Raw genomic sequence first — 19,008 nt, forward strand, 5'->3', positions numbered from 1 at the left:
TGTGCCCGAACTGCCGGTGGGCGAGTTTCGGGCTGATGGAGTGGGCTCTTAGAGGTGGCCCTTACTGGTGGGCTGCGTTCCCGCGGGCAGGCGGGTGAACTCTGGACGCTTGGCGACAGCGGCCGCCAGTGCGGCGGCCAGAATCATGACTCCGGAGACGAACCACATGCCGGCTTTGAAGTCGCCCGTGGCGTCCTTGAGCGCTCCGGTGATGTAGGGAGAAATGAATCCCGCGACGTTGGCAAGCGAGGCGATGATGCCCATGCCAGTCGCTGCTGCCGCATCCGTCAGAAAGCGTGGCGGCAGTTGCCAGAAGATGGGAATGATGGCATAGCTTCCGGCCGCAGCAATGGAGATGGCCACGATCACCGCGATCGTCGATGGCAGGTAGAGCGCGATCCCTACCGCGACAGCCCCGAGCGCTAGAGGCACCGCAATGTGGGCCATACGCTCGCCTGTTCGGTCTGAGTTCCTGCCAACAAACCAGATCGCGACGGCCGCTGCGCTGTACGGAATAGCTGTAATGAGGGCTGTCTGCATCAGGGAGAACTGGGTGCCGAAGGTCTCCGATAGTCCAGTGATGACCTGGGGCAAGAAGAAGCTGAGGGCGTACCCGCCGATGTTTGCCGCGAAGCCGAAGGCGGCCACGACATACACGCGCCAGTCTCTGAAGGCGGCGCTCACTGTCCCTAGCCCGTGAGACTCAGCGAACTCGTTCTCCTCGGCCAGCTTGCGATTCAGCGCTGTGCTTTCTTCGGAGCTCAACCATTTGACGGTCTCGGGACGATCGGGAAGGAGGAACAGCACGAAGATGCCCAAGACGATGGCTGGAATGCCTTCCGCGAGGAACATGAACCGCCAACCCTGAACACCTAGCGTCTCCGTTCCGAACTGGATCAATCCGGCCGACAGGGGTGCGCCGAGTACCACAGCGAAGGGGATCCCCATCAGGAAGGCGGCGGTGACTCGCCCTCGTACTTCCCGGGGAAACCACAGGGTAAGGAAGAAGACAACCCCGGGAACGAATCCTGCTTCTGCGATGCCAAGCAGCACCCGCAGCGTGTAGAAGGACCACTCGTTGTGAACCAAGGACATGGCAGAGGCAACCGCGCCCCAGGTCACCATGATGCGGGCGAGCCATCTTCGAGCGCCGACCCGTCGGAGGATCAGGTTGCTTGGCACTTCCAAGAGTACGTATCCGACGAAGAAGAGGCCCGCGCCAACTCCATAGGCGGTGGCTGAAAGTCCCAGATCAGCGTTCATGGTGACGGACGCGAATCCGACGTTCACGCGGTCCAGATAGCTGACGATGTACATGACCATGATCAGCGGCACGATCTTGATTACGGCTTTGCGCGTAGCGACATCGAGCGGTGCTTGTCGAGCCAAAGTTGTTGACGACACTGTCAGATCCTTCCGGAGCAATCCCTACACCGTATCGGAATTCGATACAGCGTATAGTCGAGTGTCGTGTACGGTACTCAGATGCAAGCCACCCGTCAAGAAGGCGAGTTGAAGTCAGGTGACCGGGCCCGTTCGAAGTCCTCCCTGACCCGAACGAGCGTCCTGGACGCAGCAGTGGCCATTGCTGATGGGGAGGGTCTGGACGCCCTGTCCATCAGAGCCATCGCATCGCGCATCGACATCTCCCACATGAGCGTTTACCGGTTCGTCAGTTCAAAGGACGAACTCCTCGACCTCGTGGCGATCCACATCATGGATCTCTTTGAGCTGCCTCAGGTTTTTGAGACCGATTGGAAGGAACGGATCGTCCATGTGATGTCCGTGTGGCGGGACCTACTCGTGGCGCACCCAAGCGCGGTCCAAATCTTGGCAAACCGTCGGGTTTCGGCCGGATCTGACGGCTTGGCACGGCTGATGGAGAACGTGCTTGCCAACCTCAAGTCCGCGGGCATCGTCGGCGTGCCGGCCGTCCGAGCGTTCTGGGAGATCTTCACCCTCACTTTTGGGAACACTGTGTTCGAGCTTCCCCGCTCGACCACAGGCGACGCCGACGACATGGCAGCGGCTCGTTCTTTGCGCGAGGTGGCCGAGACTCGTGGCTTCGAGATCGTCAAAGATCTCGCCGAACCATTAACGATGCTCGACACGCGCGCATCGCTGGAGGACTCCATCAGGGTGCTCTTGGACGGCATCGCCCTCAACGCTTCGCCATAGGCCTAGGCCAGTCCCGTCGCCAATGGTGACTGTGACAAAACCTGCTCGACTAAGATCCTTTGACCCAGCGAGCATGTCGTCAGCAACTTGCGCGCCTTGAGAACGAAGCAATGCCTGCACAGGAACCGCTGCGCGTCGCCGCACTTGGCCCTTGCGCCGCGCGATGCACTGCTTTGTGGCCTACTTCACGCCACCCTCGACTCCTAGATCGTCCGAGCGGGACCGCGCCCGGCGACGAGGTGACGAGGTGACGAGGTGATGCCTAGGTCCACTTGATGGGTGTCGTGCGGGCGGCGTCCTCCGTGCGTCGACTTGCACTGGGCAACCGGCCCGGCACCAGCGCGTACGCGGAGATGACGATCACTCGCATGTCCCTGAGCCACAACGACACGCCCCCGTCGTACTCGAACCGGTGAAACTTCCGCCCAGGGAACGCGATGCGTGCGCACCCAGTTGACCACCCGGGTCTCGTCTTGATCGATCACGACCCTGAGAAACCATGTGCGCAATCCCACGACCACTGCAGCGGCCGCCGCTGCAGCAATAGGTCAGCGGGCGACTCACATCAACGTGGCGCGGGTAACCGTCCTCGGTGGTTCGGTCCGACTCTCCACAACGCGCCACCTGACGATCTGCGACCTCACCGTCATCACTGCGCCCACCAGCGAGCGAGCGGTGCTCAACGTGGGGAACGACAACGACGACGTGCGCCTCGAACGCCTTCACTTGGTCAGCGACGGTGCAGGCGTGGCCGGGCGAGGCCCTCAGCCTTCAATGGGATCCGTGTCGTGGCTGGTGTCCACGACGCCAACAGGGGCAGCCTCGACCAGCTCCGGGTGGTGAGTCACCGGGGCAGACTCCGTTCGGCCGTCACCATCGCGGCTCACAAGGGACGAAAGATGCAGGACGTGAGGGTATCCGACATCGTCTCGGCCGGATCGGCGACGACGGGGCTCTACATCTCCTACCACCCGGAGGCGGACGCCGACCGGTCGCCCTACATGGTCGGACTCGACAACGGAGGCGACGAAACCTGGCGGCAGGTAGACCAAGGCGACAACCCAACAATCGACTTCGTGTGCCCCGTGGTCGGCGGCAACCGCCACCATGTCTGCCACATGGTCGGACAGGTGCACCCTGAAGGCGTTGCCAGCGCCGTGCCGGGCTCGATCTACACCCTGGAGAACGTCAACCCGACTCAGCGCTTCGTCAAGGCCACCGGCGTGGGCAGCACTGGATGGTCGGCGGCCCTGTAATACGCTCAGCCGGCGCGCATGGACTCCCACCAACCGCGGTGCTCAGGGTGCCTGTTGCCGCCGTCGCAGACGACCATTGCTGGTCAACCACTCACGAAACCGCAACAGCACCGGGGCCCGGCGACGCTCCGCGGTTGTGGCACCACAGACTTCTGGACGAGGGCCGAACGCTCGGGCTTGCCGTACTCCTAGTCGCTCACGACCCGCCGGCTAACTAAGGAGCACTACCGAGTGGGCCAAAGAGAGGATGCGACCAGAGCGGCGACGGTCTTGCGTCATATCAGCCGCCTGTGACGTGAGTCTTTTCGGCGCAGGTGGGCTTCAATGGACGTGCACTCATGATCCGCCCCGGGAGGTGCCGATGACGAGCCCTTATCCGGGCTCACCGAGCGGGTCACCTTCGTGAGAGGGCTGGCGGCCAGCACCAAAATGTAGGTACCGGAGAGGTACCTACAGCCCCAGAACCAACCCGAACGTTTAGGTAGTCTTGATCGCATTTCCGTTGCTGCACAAGGGAATCCGATCACGTCCGTCGACCTTAGTCGGCCTCCTAAAGCGGCTGTCGCCGGTTCGAATCCGGCCGAGGGCACTTCAGTCGCCAACACTCGGTACCAACGGAGGCCGTTGGGCCTTCAGGTGCTGGGCTGTGATCGTCGTGCAGGAAAAAGCGGGTGTCATCGCCGGTGGCCGTGGAGCCAAGGGCGCTCGTCCACTCATCAGGATCACAGTCATGCCAATCCACTCGAGGCCTCGCTAACAGGCTGGAACGGATCACCCGCACGGCGCACCCACGGCTAGCCAAGAGGTCCCGAACGAGGCTTCGCGCTGACTTTGGAGTGGTCATCTCAGCAAGCCAAGGCGGGCGACAATCCCGAGGATGCCTCGTGTCTCATTGTGAGCGCGAAGCCGGGGTCATACTCTGCGTAAATGTATGTCGGCAGGTACGAGGGATACGGCTTCGCTGACGGATGGGGCCTGGCTCCAGTCGTGACAGTCCGAGGCTCACACAATGAGAATGAGCAAGCCCCGCTCGTGGTGAGCGAGAACGACCTTCGCGACTACGTGGAGTCCCAAGGTTTCGCCGGCGAATTGAGTGGTCTCCTTGACAGCACCTGGCGTTCCTTCGAGATCCCGAGGGGACTGGTAGACCACGCAGTGCAAGAGGCTGTGCAGTCCGACTTTCTCAGTGGTGACGCCCCCGAGAATTGGAGCCCGCTAGGCCCTGTGCGTCCAGACCGGCTCGAGACCTGGGCTGGTCCTCCCGCTGATCCCCAGGTGTACGGGACTCGAGGGCCTGAGTCTGGACTAAGGCGTGCATTCTGGAACTACGGGTCTAGTGGTGCGGTCGTTGGGTTCAGGGAAGACGGCATGGGCATCGGAGCCATCGGTGTGTGTCTGGACGGCTTTATTGCGCCATGGCCGTCGTGGGCAGACTCGATACAGGTCCGATTTGAGGAGGGCGTCTCACCGGGCCGCCTCCCAGACGTGAGTGACCTGTTGGCCGCCGCGCCGCTGGGCGAACTCGATGAGCTCATCTACTGGCGGATATACACGGGAGACAACTCGTGGATCCGAGACGTCGTGACCAGCGCAAAGGACGGTGCGCATCGCCTCGTAAGAGCCGGGCTCGAAGGGGCGGGACTCGTCGTGGGTCGCGTCTTGCGCGTGTCGGCGGGGAGACTTGACTCATCGAAGGGCGATCCCCTTGCCGGAGGTCGCCGTGGAGAGGCAGAACGCCGCAACGCTGACCTGGCGCGGACGTGTTCGGATCTGGATGACTTCGTTCAATCCGTGGAAGCAGCCGTGGTCGTCGTCCACGGCACCATGTCGACCGGGCTCCAACTCGCCGGCGCCATCTCTCGAGAAGAATTGACGGATGCTGGAATCTATGTGCTGCGCTATGAACACGACACGTGGTTGCCGCTGGAGCGCAACGCCCAGGATCTGGCACATCTCGTCACGCTCCGCATCTCTGACAGAGTCCTCTTTGTCGCGCACTCGCGCGGTGGACTGTTAGCGACGAGGGCTGCACAAATCCTGCGGGAGACACATCCGGAGCTTGTTCACGGCGTTGTGAGCCTCGGCACCCCCTTCTGCGGCACTCCGCTGGCGATGGGGGCCAACGTCGGTTCGAACGCCCTGCGCGCCTTGTTGGGGGGGCTGCGAGCAGTCGGCGGGCCGGTTGTGGATGCTGGTTCGCGTTTCCTTGGTTTGGCACTTCGATATGACCCGCCGCCCGGGATCACGATCATGCAGCCGTCAAGCGCCGCACTGCCGCCGTTGCGGGCCTTCCTACATCCGAGGACCAGCATGATTGCCGGCGACGTGCACATGGGGACCGCCGATGCCGTTGGCGTTTCCTTGGCGATGCAGGGTGTTGGAAGCGGAGCGTTCGGCATGGAGCCGCATGACCTGGTCGTATCGGTGAAGTCTGCTCTCGCTGATCGAGCGCGCGGGCTCGTTGCGGCCTGCGATCACTTCTCCTACCTGGATGACGACGAGGTCCAAGGCGAACTCGCAGTCCAACTCGGCAGTTTCGTGCAGGCGTGCAGTCGAAGGCCAGACACAGATTTGCGGTGGTGATCAGTCTGTCCAGTGGGCAGGCGCTACTCGCCCAGATCCGCGAGCCGTGTCCACACTTCGGCGTCAGATGAGGGTCGACGGGTTGACGAGGCAGGTGGTGCCTGTCGCGCCGGTGAGCGAACCAGTCCGAATCATCGAGCGAGCGATAGGGGTTGTTGGCGCTACTAGGAGACCTTCGTCAGGGCTAGCCGGAATCTGGTCGACGACCGAGATGTTTGCCAGATCGCCAAGTCCTTGTCGACCCAGCGTCTTTCCGCCCCCTGAGTCTCACTCAAGATGCAGGGCCTCAGAGCTCCATCGCTTCCGGGATCAGAATTGTGACCCGAGCGCGAACCATACCGGCGCCGTCGTCCTTGGCCCAGATGCGGCCGACGCCGGTGACCAGGTGTCCGCCCCGGGCGATTTCGGCCAGCGGTCCGGCGTACTCCTCGGCGAGCTCTGCGGGAAGATGCCCCACCTGCAGCCCATCTACAGCAACAGCTACGGCGTTCGGATCGTGCGGGTTCCAAGGCTCAGGGATCAACACACACACGGCCTCGCTAATCTCGATGCCGACGGTAGGAATGGGCAGTCCACGCCCCCGAAAGACCCTCTTGATCCCGGCGATGTTGAACGTTTCGCCGACAACCTCGACCTGCTCGTCGAGAGGGGTACGCAAAGGCTCAAGCGCGAGTTCGTCGAGCATCTGAGCAATCGACGGAGCCTTGCCCTGATGACTTGATTGCACGGCACGTTGTGGCTTGGGCGTCCGAAGGTTCGCCTTCAACATCGCATTTGCCTTCGCGCGAGCGACCAAGCGCTCTGCTTTCGCCTCAGCGCGCTCGTCCTTGTTGCCGACAAGCTCTCGCATGAACCTGCTTCGAGCCTCCGAGTGGCTGGGCTCCAGTGCCGCGGATTCTTGCGCGGCGGTGGTCGTGCGCGGGGCGTACTGCTCGGTCCATCGAGCACCGTCCCACCAGCGCCACTGACTCTCGTCGTGTGGGTCCACAAACCATTGGGCGGGAGGGAGTGGACTGCCTTCACCTGTCACGTCTCGGAGCGTATTTGAAATCTGACTCTGTCGCGGACGTGTTGGGTAGCACTCTCCCTTGACGCTTGGCCGACCCCGGTTGATGCTCGGCGCCCCATTTGGGCGCAGCCCCACGAAAGCGCGCCATTTCGCCGCCAGCCGGACGCGGGGCGGCCACCGACAGCGACGGGTCGGCCTGCCGGTCGACTGCGTTAGTTTGGCTTGGTGCTGCTTGAAGATGAAGTAGTGGACGCCGTCGTGGCATTCATTGTGGCGAAGGGTTGGACGATCCAGTCCACCGCGCACGCCAACGAGCTCGGCGACGACATCGATGCGCTCAAAGACGGCCAACGCCTTCTCGTGGAGGCGAAGGGGGCGGGCAGTTCCAAGGCCACCACCAAGCGATACGGCCAGCTCTTCACCGGCAACCAAGTCGGTTCACACATCGGCGTCGCTGTCGTCCGAGCTCTCCGCTGGGTGTCCAGCGGCATCGATTACCCCACCCTGGCGTTCCCCAACAATCAACATCACCGCGACCGCGTTGACGCCATTGCCCCAGCACTCGCACAGGTGCGAATCGGCATCTTCTGGGTCTCGGACAACCATGAGGTGACACTGCAGGCACCTTGGGATCTCTAGACCGCCCTCTTGTGCCTGAGCGAGCTCGTCACCAACGCAGTGATTCACACCGACGCCGGGTGCGAGCGTCGTCGTCGACCCGAGCCACGTGCGAGAGGACCCACTGGCCGTCCACGGTCGCGGGCTGCTGCTCGTGGACGCGTTCTCCGCTAGGTGGGGCTCGCAGTTGGACGCGGGCGGGCTCCATGCAGGATGAGGCAGGTGCTGTCGCTGCCTACGAACGAGGCTCCCATCGCATCGATCGTCTCGCGAGGACCGTTGCCAGCACAGCCCAGACGGCCAGAACCAGCAGCGGCTCGCCAGCGGCCGCCCAGGTGTCGCGCAGTGCCAGGGTCCGGTCTGCGCTGCCCGTGCCGAACCCGAACCAGCTCCCGCGCACCAAGTCGGTCATTGCTGCGCCTGGCGTGAGGTCGGTCCAGCGGCGAACGTTGTCTGGAAAGGCGGTCGCCACCTGACCGAGGACGACCAGGACAATGACCGGCATGCTGGTGAGCTGCGCAGCCTCCGCGTTGCGCGTCCATGCGGCCGTCCAGCATGCGAAGGCTACAAACAGCAGCAGAGTCACACCCACGGTCAGGGCGTACAACAGCGGGTTGAGCGGACGCTCCTGCCCGAGGGCGACCGCGATCGGAACCGCCAGGGCTGAGGTAGTGACTGCCACGACCAGTCCGGGCAGCGCAAGGGAGACGATGATGTCGGCGTCCGTGCTTTCCCCGGTACGTAGGCGTTTGAGGACGAGTTCGTCGCGGCGCGTCACGAGCTGGGAGAGCAGGTTTGCGTAGACGGGGAACAGTGCGGCCATCATCAAGGCAGTGATCACTGCGTTCGCGCCAGCCTCTTTGGAGCTGTTGTCGCCGACCAGAAGGAGTCCGAGTGGCAGCAAGGGCAGTACGACGGCGTAGGTGAACGTCAGCCGGTTGCGCGCCACCAAGGTGGCGTTGGCGCGGGCCAGCCCTGCGATGCGCCGCGGCGAGATCTCGAGAAGGGTCATCGGGTTGCTGCTTCCATTGCGCTGGTGGATTCTGGAGCGTTCTCGCCTGCGGCGATCGCGAGGAAGACGGACTCGAGCGACGCGTGGCGGGCTTCGAGGTTGGACAGGCGCACGTCGCACTGGTCGGCTTGTCCGAGCAGAGCGTGCAGGGTGCTATGGAGGTCATGGGTGTGCACCGTGGTCATACCGCTTTGTGTCGTAACCCGGATGGTGCCCGGCAGGTCGTCGAGCCCGACCAGGGCAGGGGCGCCTTGGAACCGGATGGTCGCGGGCTGGTCGGCACCGAGCTGGGCAGGCGTCCCCTCCCGGACGATCCGACCGGCGTGCATGATCGCTACCCGGTCGGCCAGCTCCTCGGCCTCCTCGAGGTGGTGGGTGGTCAGGAGCACCGACCGGCCCCGATCCCGCAAGGCTGCGATGAGGTCCCAGACCCGGCGCCGACTTTGGGGGTCGAGTCCGGTGGTCGGTTCATCGAGCAGCACGACGTCTGGATCCCCGAGCAGGGCGCAAGCCAGGTCGAGGCGCCGCAGCTCGCCGCCCGACAAGCTTCGCACCCGCACGTCGGCGCGGGCGGCAAGATCGAGCTCGGCCAGCGCATCGGTGACAGGGCGTGCCGATGTCATGGTCGAGGCCCACATCCGCAGAGTCTCGGCGACGGTCAGGTCCGCCGGGAACCCGCTGGTCTGTAGGAGCACGCCCGTTCTTCGCCGTACTTCCGCGCGGTCAGTCACTGGGTCCAGACCGAGCACGCGAACCTGGCCGGCTGTTGGCTTGGCCAGTCCTTCGACCAGTTCGAGGGCTGAGGTCTTGCCCGCTCCGTTCGTGCCGAGAAGTGCAACGATGGTGCCCGCTTCGACGACGAGGTCGATGCCCCGTACGGCCTCGAAGGCTCCTTCGCCGGTGCCGTAGACGCGGCGAAGGCCGCGCACCTCGATGTGGTTAGTGTCGCTCAGCACCGTTGACTTCACGTGTTCGCCTTTCGGATTCTGGGTTGTTGCAACGTCCCCATGGGGAGAGGCTTTGGGTGGTGGACCGACTGCGGTCGCTTACTTGATTGACGCTCGTACCCCGTGGCCGAGACCGGCCCAGAGCGGGAGCAGCCAATTCACTGCAGAGACAGCTGGATGCTCCCGCTATGGGTAGTCACGGTCCCGTGGGTCAGGGGGCCTTGGCTTTGGCGCACAGGGCGAGGTCGGTCGCTGTGGCGAGGGGGGCCTCGGCGGCTGCGGGCGCGAAGAACATGGTGCTGGCGATGATGACGGTCCGACCCGTGCGCTCGTTCCAGAAGGCCAGCCCCTGATACCCGTAGATGGAACCGCCGTGTCCCCAGTTGGCGCCGCAGGTGTCGTTGACTCTTTGCAGCCCTAGGCCGTAGCTGAAGGTCGTGTTCGGGTCGGTGGGATCCTCGGCAACGGTCTTCTTCATTTCCCGCAGCAGGGGCTGGCTGAGGAGCCGCCCGCTCATGAGGGCCTTGTAGAAGTGGGACAGGTCCTCCGCGTTGGACACGATGGCCCCGGCGGCCCAGGCGTGAGAGGGGTTGTAGCCCGTGACGTCGAGGGGTTGACCGTCGGGGGTCGGGGCGGTTTCGGTCGAGATGTATCCATGGGCGTAGTACCCAGCCAGACGCCCGGTCGCCACCGGGAAGGACGTGTGGTCCAAGCGCAAGGGGGAGAAGATGCGGCGCTGCAACTCGCGCGCCAAGGAGCGGCCGGTGACCGCTTGGATGAGCAGACCCGCGACGATGTAGTTGGTGTTTGAATATCTCCAGGCGCTGCCGGGCGCAAACACCTGCGGGCGCTTGTCGGCCATGGCCACGAGCTCCTGCGGTTTCCACACGCGGTTTTGGACTATCCCGGCGAAGAGCTGCGGATCTTCGATGTAGTCGGGCAGCCCGCTGGTGTGGTTGAGGAGTTGTCGCACCGTAATCGGGGGTCTGTTCGAGAGCAGACCGGGCAGCCGTTCGGCGACGGGCTCATCGAGCCGGAGGCGTCCTTCGCCGACGAGTTGCAGGACGATCGTGGCGACAAAGGTCTTGGTGATGCTCCCGACCCGGTACCGGGCCGTGGGCCGTAGCGGGATGCTGGTCGCGAGGTCACCCACGCCGGCGGCGTAGTTGCGGGCGGCTTGGTGGGGGTCCGTGACCCGAACGATGACGCCTGGGACTCCGGCCGCCACTACGTCGTTCAGAGCAGCGTCAAGTTCGGTCCCTACAGCGTCCAGGTTGGAAGGTGCCTGCAGGGCTGCGGCACTGGCCGAGCTGACGCCAAACAGCAGGCTCGACAGGACCGTCGCAGCAATGGCAAACCGCGTCGCCATCCGCGGACGCCGGTTGAGGCCGGCTCCTCGCGACTGGAGGCTCGTCGTTCGTGCCGTGGTCGCGCGGTGCTGTGCGGCTGTGGAATTCATGACATCTCCAGGGGTTGTCGACGTGTCTTGGGATCGGTTGCCGGAGCAACCGTGGCGGAGCGCCAAGGCCGGATTCGGCCAGCAGGGATGGTCACGTCAGCCTCCAAGGCTTAGACAGCGTTGTCGTGTTGTTGTAGCTCGATGTGCGTGTCGAGCCCGTGACGCAAGGTAGGCGCCCAGTGGCTGAGCGAGCGTCACATCATTGGATGATCGTTGGGATGATCCTGACCGTGGTACCGAGCGACGGAAGGTCCGCCCGTCGGAAGGCGGGCGCGGTCCGCGGAGTCGAAAAGGCACGCCTGTCAGATGGCTGCCCGAGCCGCGACCAGTGCCGGGTGGCGACAGCCGGTTCGGCGTTGGGGCGAGACAAGATGGTCCCTCGGCAGTAATTGGGACATGCTTCTGGGGTCGTGTGGGGTTCCCTGCGGAAGCCCGCCGGGTCGCGAACCCCAACGGGCCCTCACTCGGAGCGCCGTCGTGCACCAACCTCTTGGTTGAGATGCCGGAGGCCCACGTCTCGAGGTCACGTTGGGGCGTACTCGGTCCTCGCTTCGTGGTTCGCTACTTGACTTCCGCCCGAACTACGACGGCGAGGCCCACGCTCAGCGGGGCGATGAGCCAGATGGCGCCAGAGACCCCCAGGTGAGCCCACTGCTGGGCGGATACGATCCCGTCGACCAGGGTTCCTTGCGCGTCCTTGAAGTCGACCCAAGGCTGCAAGTCCCTGAACCACGTTTGCTTGGCGGCGAGCAAACCCAAGAGGGGGGACACCACAAACGAGTAAACGAAGTAGGCCACGATCGCCCCGGCGGAGCTTCGAATCAGGACTCCGAGCATGAAGCCGATCAGCATGGCGATCACGTTGCCCAACCCGATGGTGAGCATGTTCGACACCGTCAGGCCCCAGACTGGCTCGACGCCGGCGATCCTTGTCGCGGCCACGTTCCCCAAGGCGCCGACGGCGAAGGCGAGGGGAATGGTGACGACAGCGATGCTGATACACGCGATGGCTTTGGCAGCGATGACCCGGCCGCGGTGTGGGACCAGCGTGAACGTGGTCAGGCCGCTTCGCTGGCTCCATTCACTGGTCACGGACAAGGTCGCGATGATCGGCAGGACAACGGTGAGGGGATAGCTGGCCGCGAAGGCGAACGCAGAGTATGTCGTCCATTCCTCGGAGGAGAACGCAATCACGGCCAGGGTCGCGAGCAGGGCCAGGATTGCGCTGCTTGCGATCAACCAGAACCCGGACCTGGTGGTAAATATCTTGCGCAGTTCCGTGGTGGCAATGCGGCTCAGCGGAATGGCGTGGCCACTTCTAGGGACGCCCCCAGCGGGCCCGGGTTCGGTGATGAGCGTGCCGGCGGGAGTGGTCATGGAAGGTGTCCTTGCGGTCGGGCGTCAGGGGTTTTGTCGCGTTGGGTCTCCGCGGTGAGCTGCAGGAACATTTCCTCGAGACCGGCGCCCTCGGCCGGTCTCAACTCGATAAGCCGTACGCCAGCGGCGAAGGCAATCGGCCCGACCCGTCCCGCGTCCGCGTGCGCGAGGAGCCCATCCCCATCCACGGGAGAGGAGGTGATGCCCGCGTCATGCAAGGCCCGGACTACCACCTCCCGGTCGAGGGTGCGGATCAGCGTGCCGGCCGTCTTGAGCAGGTCGCTCTTGGCCCCCTGTAACAAGATCCGGCCGTTGCCAATCACCACGAGGTCATCGGCGACGACCTCGATTTCGTGGAGCAGATGGGAAGACAGGAGCACCGTCCCGCCCCGGTCGGCGTAATCGCGCAGCATTGCCCGCATCCAGCGGATGCCCTCCGGATCCAGCCCATTGGCCGGTTCGTCCAGGATCAACATTTTGGGCTCGCCGATGAGGGCGGTCGCTATGCCGAGCCTCTGCCGCATTCCCAGCGAGTAGTGGCGGACTCGCCGTGATGCCTCCTGAGGTGTCAGGCTGACTAGGGCGAGCATGTCGTCGACGCGAGACCGCGGGAGGCCCATGATCCGCTGGGCAATGGTCAGAGTCTCTCGGCCGGTGCGCCCGGCATGTTGGGCTGACGCATCCAGCAGGACGCCGACCTGGATACCCGGGTTGGGTATATCGCCAAACCGACGTCCACCCAGGGTCGCCGTTCCCGACGTAGCTGTTGTAAGTCCGACGAGGATGCGCATCGTGGTGGACTTCCCAGCGCCATTCGGGCCGAGGAATCCGGTCACGCGGCCCGGTCGGGCGGTGAAGCTGACGTCGTCGACCGCGGTGAAGTCGCCGTAGGTCCTGGTGACGGACTCGATGGTGATGATGAGGAACTCCTTCAAGAATGGTGTCTGCGGGTCTGGTGGGCGCCGACCGGGAGAACCGGCAAGCAGTGGAGCTCGTTGGGGTGATGCACCGCCATGGGCGTTCACGGCCCCGCACGACGGATGCTGCGCTATACGTCGCGGGAAGCAAGCAGCGCGCGATAGCGGCGACGATCAGAGCGACCACGGGTGGGCAGTCTCAACCCGAGGGCGTGAGCCAGGTTGCGGTCTGACGATGACGCTTCGACCCGGGGGCAGGGGACACCAGGGCCGAAGCGCCAGTCATCGGGTCAGCCCGCAGCAGTCCGGGCTGAGATTGGCCACGAAATGCCAGCGGTCAGAGGTTGCACGTGTTGATCAGGTCAGCTGAGGCGTCGCGTGCGATGAAGTGGCTCGGCGGTGGGGGTGTCCCGTCCTGGGTCCAGTCCTCCAGGGCGTCGAAGGCGTTGCGCACGCATGGCATCATGGGTCGCAGCAGACCGGGAAATGCGCCGTAGGTGGCTTCGAAGTGGTTGCCACCTTCGATCTGGTACACCCGGGAAAGTCCTTGGCGACCTGCAGCCTTGATCATGGATGCGTAGAGCTGGGTCTCGCGGGGCGTGACAGCCGTGTCTAGCGTTCCTTGAAGGGTGAGCAGGGGCTTGCCGATGCGACCGGTCAGGGCGATACGGGAGAGCGCCTCCGTGACCTGAGCGGGTCGTTCGCTGAGCACGTAGTCGGCGTCACAGTCCGGCGTGCCGGTAGCACAGGCTGGGTGCCCGGCCTCGAGTTCGCCGTCGAATGTGGGGTCCAGCTCCTCGCGCAGTGTGCGCTGGATGGGGTCCCAGAAGATGCGATGGGACAGGCCCCACGTGGGTTCGGACCCAGCCGGGAAGCCAGCCGCCAGGATGTTCTGGTGCGCCTGCTCCGACCCGGCTGCGAAGGCGGGGTAGTTCTTCAGCGCAGTCGGCAGGTAGGTGAGCAGGTTCCGGTCTGGGGTCATGAGCAGGCTGTTCCACTCGACGCCGCCGTCGTACAGCTCAGGGCGATTCTCCAGCTGCCAACGGGTCAGGTACCCGGCGGCGGAGTTCCCCACGATGTAGGTGCGGCGCGGCCCGTGGTCGTACCGCTGCTTGACTGCCTTCTTGGCTGCAACCGTGAGCTCGGTGACTCGCGAGTGCCACTCGGCGATCGCGTCGCCGGGCGCCTTGCCGTCCTGGTACAGGGTGTTGCCACTGTTGCCCTTGTCGGTCGAGGCGTAGGCGTAGCCCTGCGCGAGAACCCAGTCGGAGATGGTGAAGTCGTTCGCGTACTGCCGACGGACACCGGGCGGGCCGGCGACGACCAGTCCACCGTTCCAGTGCTGGGGCAAGCGGATGACGAACTGGGCGTCGTGGTTCCAGCCGTGGGCGGTGTTGAAGGTGGACGTGTCGGGGAAGTACCCGTCCAGCTGGATGCCGGGCACACCGGAGGGATTGACTGCGCCGGGGATGCTGAGTCCGGCTCCGTCGGTCGGGTCGGTGTGTCCGGAGGCGACCGTGCCGGCAGTGGTCAGGTCCGTCAGGCAGGCTGCTTCAAGGCGTTCCGCGCCCGGCACGCGGAGCTTGTCGATGCCGCGGCAGGGGGTCGGGCCGCCCTTCTTGGCGTCTGCGGCGGAGGCGGGGGCGGTCAGCGCAACGGCACTGAGGCCGATGCTTAGGGCGGCGGCAGTTGCGGCTGCCACCAGGATGGAGCTGTGTGTTCGTTTCATGGCGTTTCTCCAGTTCAGGGTCGTGGCGTTGTCGCCACGGGTGCGGTTGGTTTGGTTGCTGATTCGAAGTTGTTGCCTGGCTCACAGGCGCCCTCCGACGGTGCGGGCGGCGGCGGGCGTGCGGTGGGCCGTGTCGACGGCGCTCACGCGCCCGGAGTGCTGGAGTAGCCAGGCGGCCAGCCAAGCCAGACCCACAGCCAGCATCACCAGGCCAAGGTCCAGGGCGACCTCGGGCACGAACGCGCGAAACGCGACRGGAATGGCGCCGACGCCGTACAGAGCGAGCGCGACGACGGGCAGCTCGCGCGCCCGGGCCACGGTCGCGATGAAGAACAGGGAGCCCACGAGGAACAGGACCGACGCCACCGTCAGTGCAGCGCCAAGCGGTCCGGCCCGCAGGGCCTCGATCGTCTCAGGAGGCAGCTCGCGGAAGACGAGGTTGATGACGAACTCGACGCCCACCAAAGAGGTCAGGGCAAACGCGTTGAGCAGGAACGCGACCAGGCCGACCGTGCCTGTGCGGCGGCCGACGGCGAAGTACAGGCCAGTGACCGCGGCAGCGGCCATGATCTGGGCCAGTGGAGCGACCAGCTGGGTGAACGCCGAGGTCGGGATGACCTCGGCGCGTTTGGCGGCGTTGATGAGCAGGACTACGGCGCTGCCGAATCCTGCTACAGCCGCCACGCGGTAAAGCGTTGCCGGGGCGGTGGTGGTCATGGTCTTCTCCTTGGTGAGATGGGTGGGTCGACAGCGCGAGGGCACGGCCGTGTTTGGCGGTCTGGAGGGCAGACGCGCGTTGGCGTCGAACGACGGCTGCGGCGTCCGAGGGTGAAGGCGCCTGGTAGGCGCTGGCGTCACTGGCAGCTTGTTTGGCCGACCTCTTGCGAAGCGTGTGACGATCTCCGACGGGTGCCGGACGATGACCCTGAAGGTAGGGAGCGGTTGGATGAGCCGGCGTCACGCAACGATGTGACTGGGTGGATGAGATTCAGTCGCGGCTGCGGGGCACCGCACAGCGGGCAGCGGCCTGGTGTGGTCGCAGGCTGAGCGCACGTCTGTCGTGCCGCCTCGCGGGCAGTACCGTGGGTACGGCACACCCTTGATCTCACGGCTGTGCACCTTCAGATGGGGATGCCATGGCTGGTCAGGTGATCGCGACCAAGCTGTTTGCCCCCAGGCTGCGCCCCCAGCTGGTGCCGCGCCCTCGACTTCAGGAGCGACTTCAGCAGGCGGCACGGTCACGTCTCACACTGGTGTCGGCGCCTGCAGGGTTCGGCAAGACCACACTTCTGGCCGACTGGATGGCCGTGACTGCCCAGAGTGGTGCTGCCACGGCCTGGCTTTCCCTGGACCCCACTGACAGCGACCCCGCAACCTTCTGGACCGGCGTCGTCTCCGCGCTCCAGGCAGCTGTGCCCCTGGCCGGGCTCAGCGCACTCAACCCTGTGGACGCCGGTCACCTTCCGGCGCAACGCCTCCTGACAGCCCTGCTCAACGACCTGCACGCATCACCGGGCGAGGTGTGGCTCGTTCTGGACGACTTTCACCGCGTCGACAGCCGCGACGTCGACGACAGCTTGGCCCTCTTCCTGGAGCGGTTGCCCTCGCACGTGCACGTGCTCATCAGCTCCCGGTCCGACCCGGGATTGCCCCTTTCACGGTGGCGAGCCCGCGGCGACTTGACCGAGGTCCGGGCATCGGAACTGCGCTTCACATTCGACGAAACGACCACATACCTCAACGAAGTCGCTGGTCTCGAGCTCAGCACCCAGGCCATCAGCAGGTTGGAGGACCGCACCGAGGGATGGATTGCGGCTCTGCAGCTGGCCGCCCTGTCCATGCAGGGACGAGACGACGTGGACGGCTTCATCACCCGGTTCGCAGGCGACGACCGCTACATCGTCGACTACCTCGTCGAGGAGGTGCTCGCTCATCAACCCCCACCCGTCCGCAGATTCTTGCTCGAGTCCGCCGTACTCGACCGGCTCACCGGCCCGCTGTGTGACGCCGTGTCGGGTCGTGGTGACGGCACCGCGATGCTCGCCGAGCTCGACCGCACCAACCTGTTCATCGTGCCGTTGGACGACCGACGCCGCTGGTATCGCTACCACCACCTGTTCGCGGAGGTCCTGCGTGCCAGAGCGCTCACCGAGCAGCCGGAGGTGGTGCCACAGCTGCACCGACGTGCCGGTCGCTGGTACGAGCGCCATGACATGCCAGAGGAGGCGGTGCGGCACGCCCTCGCCGGAGGCGACATTGACCGGGCCGCGTACCTGATGGAGGCGGCCATGCCGTCCATCCGCCGCCGGCGACAGGGAACGCTGCTGAAGAGCTGGCTGGAAGCGCTGCCGGACTACGCCGTCCGCCGCAACCCCGTCCTCAGCGTCTTCTACGGCTACACCAGACTCGTTTCCGGCAACCTCGACGAGGTCGAGCCGCGGCTCCACGACGCCGAGCTTGCACTCGAAGCCGGGCCCGACCCCACGGGTCCGGGTTGGGCCGACACGCAGGAGCTGAGGACTCTGCCGGCGACCATCGCGGTCTATCGGGCCTCCCTTGCGCAAGCCCGGGGTGACGTACCGGCCACGACGGAGCACGCGCGTCGAGCGCTCGACCTGGCAGGTCCAGAAGACCACTTGGCCCGCGCCAGCGGCGCCGGCTTCCTGGGCTTGGCCGCATGGGCACACGGAGACGTGTCCACCGCCCTGAAGACCTTCACGACGGCTGTGGAAAGCATGCACGCAGCCGGCGCACTGGTCGACGAGATGAGCAGCAGGGTGGTCCTTGCGGACCTGTGGGTGGCCGCCGGGAACCCCGGCTCTGCACGCCGGCTCCTCCTGGACGCACTGCAGGTCTGCCAGAGTCACGGCGAGGTGGTCCTGCTCGCGACACCCGAGCTCCACGTCGCCCTGAGCGAACTGGATCGAGAAGCGGGAAATCTGGGCGCAGCAAGGGCTCACGTGGAACAGGCGGCCGGCATCGGCGAAGGTGCTCCGATGGCTGAAAGCCACTACCGGTGGTTCCTGGCTTCGGCACGTATCCGCGAGGCACAAGGCGACCCCCAAGGTGCTCTGGAGCTGTTGGGCCAAGCGCAGGCCCTGTACAGGCCCGGCTTCTTCCCCACTATCCGGCCCATCCCAGCCATGAAGGCCAGGGTCTGGATCTCGCAGGGCAACCTCGAAGCAGCGGACGACTGGGTGGCGACTGAGGACGTCGGCGTGGACGACCCCATGGACTACATGCACGAGTTTGACCAGTTGACCCTCGTCCGGTTGCTCATCGCCCGACACCGAATCGATGACGATGCCGATGGGAACGTGTCGGCATTGCGGCTGCTCGGGCGGCTGCATGAAGCGGCCCAAGCCAATGGGCGCGCTGGCAGCGTCATCGAGATTCACGTACTGCAGGCCCTGGCTCTGGATGCGCAGAAGCGGCTCGATGAGGCGATGCACTGCCTCCAGCGGGCATGGGACGACGTACCTGACCCGAACGGGTACGCCCGCGTGTTCCTAGACGAGGGACCGCCGATGCTGCGACTTCTGCATCAGGCGGCCCGCGGCGGTGTCAGCGACCACGCCACCCGGCTACTGCGGCTCGCCCAGGGTCAGGAGGGCAAGAAGCCGGGTCTTAGCAGGGGTGCGACCGGCACATCCGCCGACACGCTCAGCCAGCGCGAGCTACAGGTGCTGCGGATGCTCGACAGCGAACTGAGTGCGCCCGGAATTGCCGAGGCCCTGTTCGTCTCTCACAACACCGTGCGAACTCACACCCAGCACATCTTCACCAAGCTGGACGTGACCACCCGACGGTCAGCCGTCCTGCGTGGCCGGGAGCTCGGCCTGCTGTAGCAAGCCGGTTCCCCCGGTTAAGTCGGGAATCATCCTGTGCTTCACATCCTTGGATGACGCGCACGACCCCTTGGC

The 19,008-nt window shown here is 65.1% G+C and carries 15 protein-coding genes and 1 pseudogene; 5 read left to right on the forward strand and 11 right to left on the reverse strand.

Translation table 11 applies throughout. The annotated features are described in order from the left end of the window. Positions 1-48: 48 nt before the first annotated feature. Positions 49-1,404, reverse strand: coding sequence for an MFS transporter (locus AC1DXJ_RS13340; RefSeq protein ID WP_477637173.1), 1,356 nt, complete (start codon positions 1,402-1,404; stop codon positions 49-51). Positions 1,405-1,485: 81 nt separating this feature from the next. Here AC1DXJ_RS13340 and AC1DXJ_RS13345 point away from each other — a divergent pair, with 81 nt between their 5' ends. Beyond that, positions 1,486-2,178: a TetR/AcrR family transcriptional regulator gene (locus AC1DXJ_RS13345; protein WP_477637174.1), complete on the forward strand. Its 693-nt coding sequence runs from the start codon at positions 1,486-1,488 to the stop codon at positions 2,176-2,178. Between the two features lie 203 nt (positions 2,179-2,381). Here AC1DXJ_RS13345 and AC1DXJ_RS13350 read toward each other — a convergent pair whose 3' ends face one another. Further along, complete coding sequence (locus AC1DXJ_RS13350) at positions 2,382-2,699, reverse strand: PH domain-containing protein (RefSeq protein ID WP_477637175.1); 318 nt, start codon at positions 2,697-2,699, stop codon at positions 2,382-2,384. A 267-nt stretch (positions 2,700-2,966) separates the two neighbouring features. Here AC1DXJ_RS13350 and AC1DXJ_RS13355 point away from each other — a divergent pair, with 267 nt between their 5' ends. Next, entirely contained in the window at positions 2,967-3,434 is a 468-nt protein-coding gene (locus AC1DXJ_RS13355; protein ID WP_477637176.1) for a hypothetical protein, read from the forward strand. A gap of 1,485 nt (positions 3,435-4,919) precedes the next feature. After that, positions 4,920-6,017 carry an esterase/lipase family protein gene (locus AC1DXJ_RS13360; protein WP_477637177.1) on the forward strand — a complete coding sequence of 366 codons (1,098 nt, stop codon included), beginning with the start codon at positions 4,920-4,922 and terminating at the stop codon, positions 6,015-6,017. 286 nt (positions 6,018-6,303) lie between these two features. Here the strand turns inward: AC1DXJ_RS13360 and AC1DXJ_RS13365 are convergent, their stop codons facing one another. Together AC1DXJ_RS13365 and AC1DXJ_RS13370 are read right to left on the reverse strand one after the other, a co-directional pair. Next, entirely contained in the window at positions 6,304-6,867 is a 564-nt protein-coding gene (locus AC1DXJ_RS13365; protein WP_477637283.1) for an HIRAN domain-containing protein, read from the reverse strand. A gap of 63 nt (positions 6,868-6,930) precedes the next feature. After that, positions 6,931-7,332, reverse strand: a pseudogene (locus AC1DXJ_RS13370) (DUF2510 domain-containing protein); the annotation flags it as partial. Here AC1DXJ_RS13370 and AC1DXJ_RS13375 point away from each other — a divergent pair. Then, positions 7,252-7,665, forward strand: a complete 414-nt coding sequence (locus tag AC1DXJ_RS13375; RefSeq protein WP_477637288.1) for a hypothetical protein — start codon at positions 7,252-7,254, stop codon at positions 7,663-7,665. The pseudogene AC1DXJ_RS13370 and the gene AC1DXJ_RS13375 overlap by 81 nt on opposite strands. Positions 7,666-7,879: 214 nt before the next feature. On the opposite strand, the gene AC1DXJ_RS13380 is transcribed toward AC1DXJ_RS13375, so the two are convergent. The 7 genes from AC1DXJ_RS13380 to AC1DXJ_RS13410 all read right to left on the reverse strand — a co-directional run bounded on the left by AC1DXJ_RS13380 (position 7,880) and on the right by AC1DXJ_RS13410 (position 15,802). Next, positions 7,880-8,656: an ABC transporter permease gene (locus tag AC1DXJ_RS13380; protein WP_477637178.1), complete on the reverse strand. Its 777-nt coding sequence runs from the start codon at positions 8,654-8,656 to the stop codon at positions 7,880-7,882. After that, the gene (locus AC1DXJ_RS13385) at positions 8,653-9,624 is read right to left on the reverse strand and encodes an ABC transporter ATP-binding protein (protein ID WP_477637179.1); all 972 of its coding nucleotides are present in this window, start codon (positions 9,622-9,624) and stop codon (positions 8,653-8,655) included. Before AC1DXJ_RS13385 ends, AC1DXJ_RS13380 begins: the two co-directional genes overlap by 4 nt. Before the next feature lie 190 nt (positions 9,625-9,814). Continuing rightward, positions 9,815-11,062: a serine hydrolase domain-containing protein gene (locus tag AC1DXJ_RS13390; protein WP_477637180.1), complete on the reverse strand. Its 1,248-nt coding sequence runs from the start codon at positions 11,060-11,062 to the stop codon at positions 9,815-9,817. 561 nt (positions 11,063-11,623) lie between these two features. Next, positions 11,624-12,439 (reverse strand): ABC transporter permease, encoded by an 816-nt coding sequence (locus AC1DXJ_RS13395; RefSeq protein ID WP_477637181.1) that lies wholly within the window; start codon positions 12,437-12,439, stop codon positions 11,624-11,626. Next, complete coding sequence (locus AC1DXJ_RS13400; RefSeq protein ID WP_477637284.1) at positions 12,436-13,359, reverse strand: ABC transporter ATP-binding protein; 924 nt, start codon at positions 13,357-13,359, stop codon at positions 12,436-12,438. The genes AC1DXJ_RS13395 and AC1DXJ_RS13400 overlap by 4 nt, the downstream gene beginning before the upstream one ends. A 334-nt stretch (positions 13,360-13,693) precedes the next feature. After that, on the reverse strand, positions 13,694-15,085 hold the full coding sequence (locus AC1DXJ_RS13405) for an alpha/beta hydrolase family protein (RefSeq protein WP_477637182.1): 1,392 nt from the start codon (positions 15,083-15,085) through the stop codon (positions 13,694-13,696). A gap of 81 nt (positions 15,086-15,166) precedes the next feature. Next, positions 15,167-15,802 carry a hypothetical protein gene (locus AC1DXJ_RS13410; protein ID WP_477637183.1) on the reverse strand — a complete coding sequence of 212 codons (636 nt, stop codon included), beginning with the start codon at positions 15,800-15,802 and terminating at the stop codon, positions 15,167-15,169. 419 nt (positions 15,803-16,221) lie between these two features. On the opposite strand from AC1DXJ_RS13410, the gene AC1DXJ_RS13415 reads away from it, so the two are divergent. Then, the gene (locus AC1DXJ_RS13415; RefSeq protein WP_477637184.1) at positions 16,222-18,933 is read left to right on the forward strand and encodes a winged helix-turn-helix domain-containing protein; all 2,712 of its coding nucleotides are present in this window, start codon (positions 16,222-16,224) and stop codon (positions 18,931-18,933) included. Positions 18,934-19,008 lie beyond the last annotated feature (75 nt).

It is taken from the genome of Pedococcus sp. P2_D9, from assembly GCF_056404275.1.

Excerpts from the sequence above, each read along its gene's own strand:
- AC1DXJ_RS13365 (WP_477637283.1), bottom strand. The coding sequence starts at position 6,867 with ATGCGAGAGCTTGTCGGCAACAAGGACGAGCGCGCTGAGGCGAAAGCA.
- AC1DXJ_RS13395 (WP_477637181.1), bottom strand. The coding sequence starts at position 12,439 with ATGACCACTCCCGCCGGCACGCTCATCACCGAACCCGGGCCCGCTGGG.
- AC1DXJ_RS13390 (WP_477637180.1), bottom strand. The coding sequence starts at position 11,062 with ATGAATTCCACAGCCGCACAGCACCGCGCGACCACGGCACGAACGACG.
- AC1DXJ_RS13415 (WP_477637184.1), top strand. The coding sequence starts at position 16,222 with ATGGCTGGTCAGGTGATCGCGACCAAGCTGTTTGCCCCCAGGCTGCGC.
- AC1DXJ_RS13345 (WP_477637174.1), top strand. The coding sequence starts at position 1,486 with ATGCAAGCCACCCGTCAAGAAGGCGAGTTGAAGTCAGGTGACCGGGCC.
- AC1DXJ_RS13380 (WP_477637178.1), bottom strand. The coding sequence starts at position 8,656 with ATGACCCTTCTCGAGATCTCGCCGCGGCGCATCGCAGGGCTGGCCCGC.
- AC1DXJ_RS13405 (WP_477637182.1), bottom strand. The coding sequence starts at position 15,085 with ATGAAACGAACACACAGCTCCATCCTGGTGGCAGCCGCAACTGCCGCC.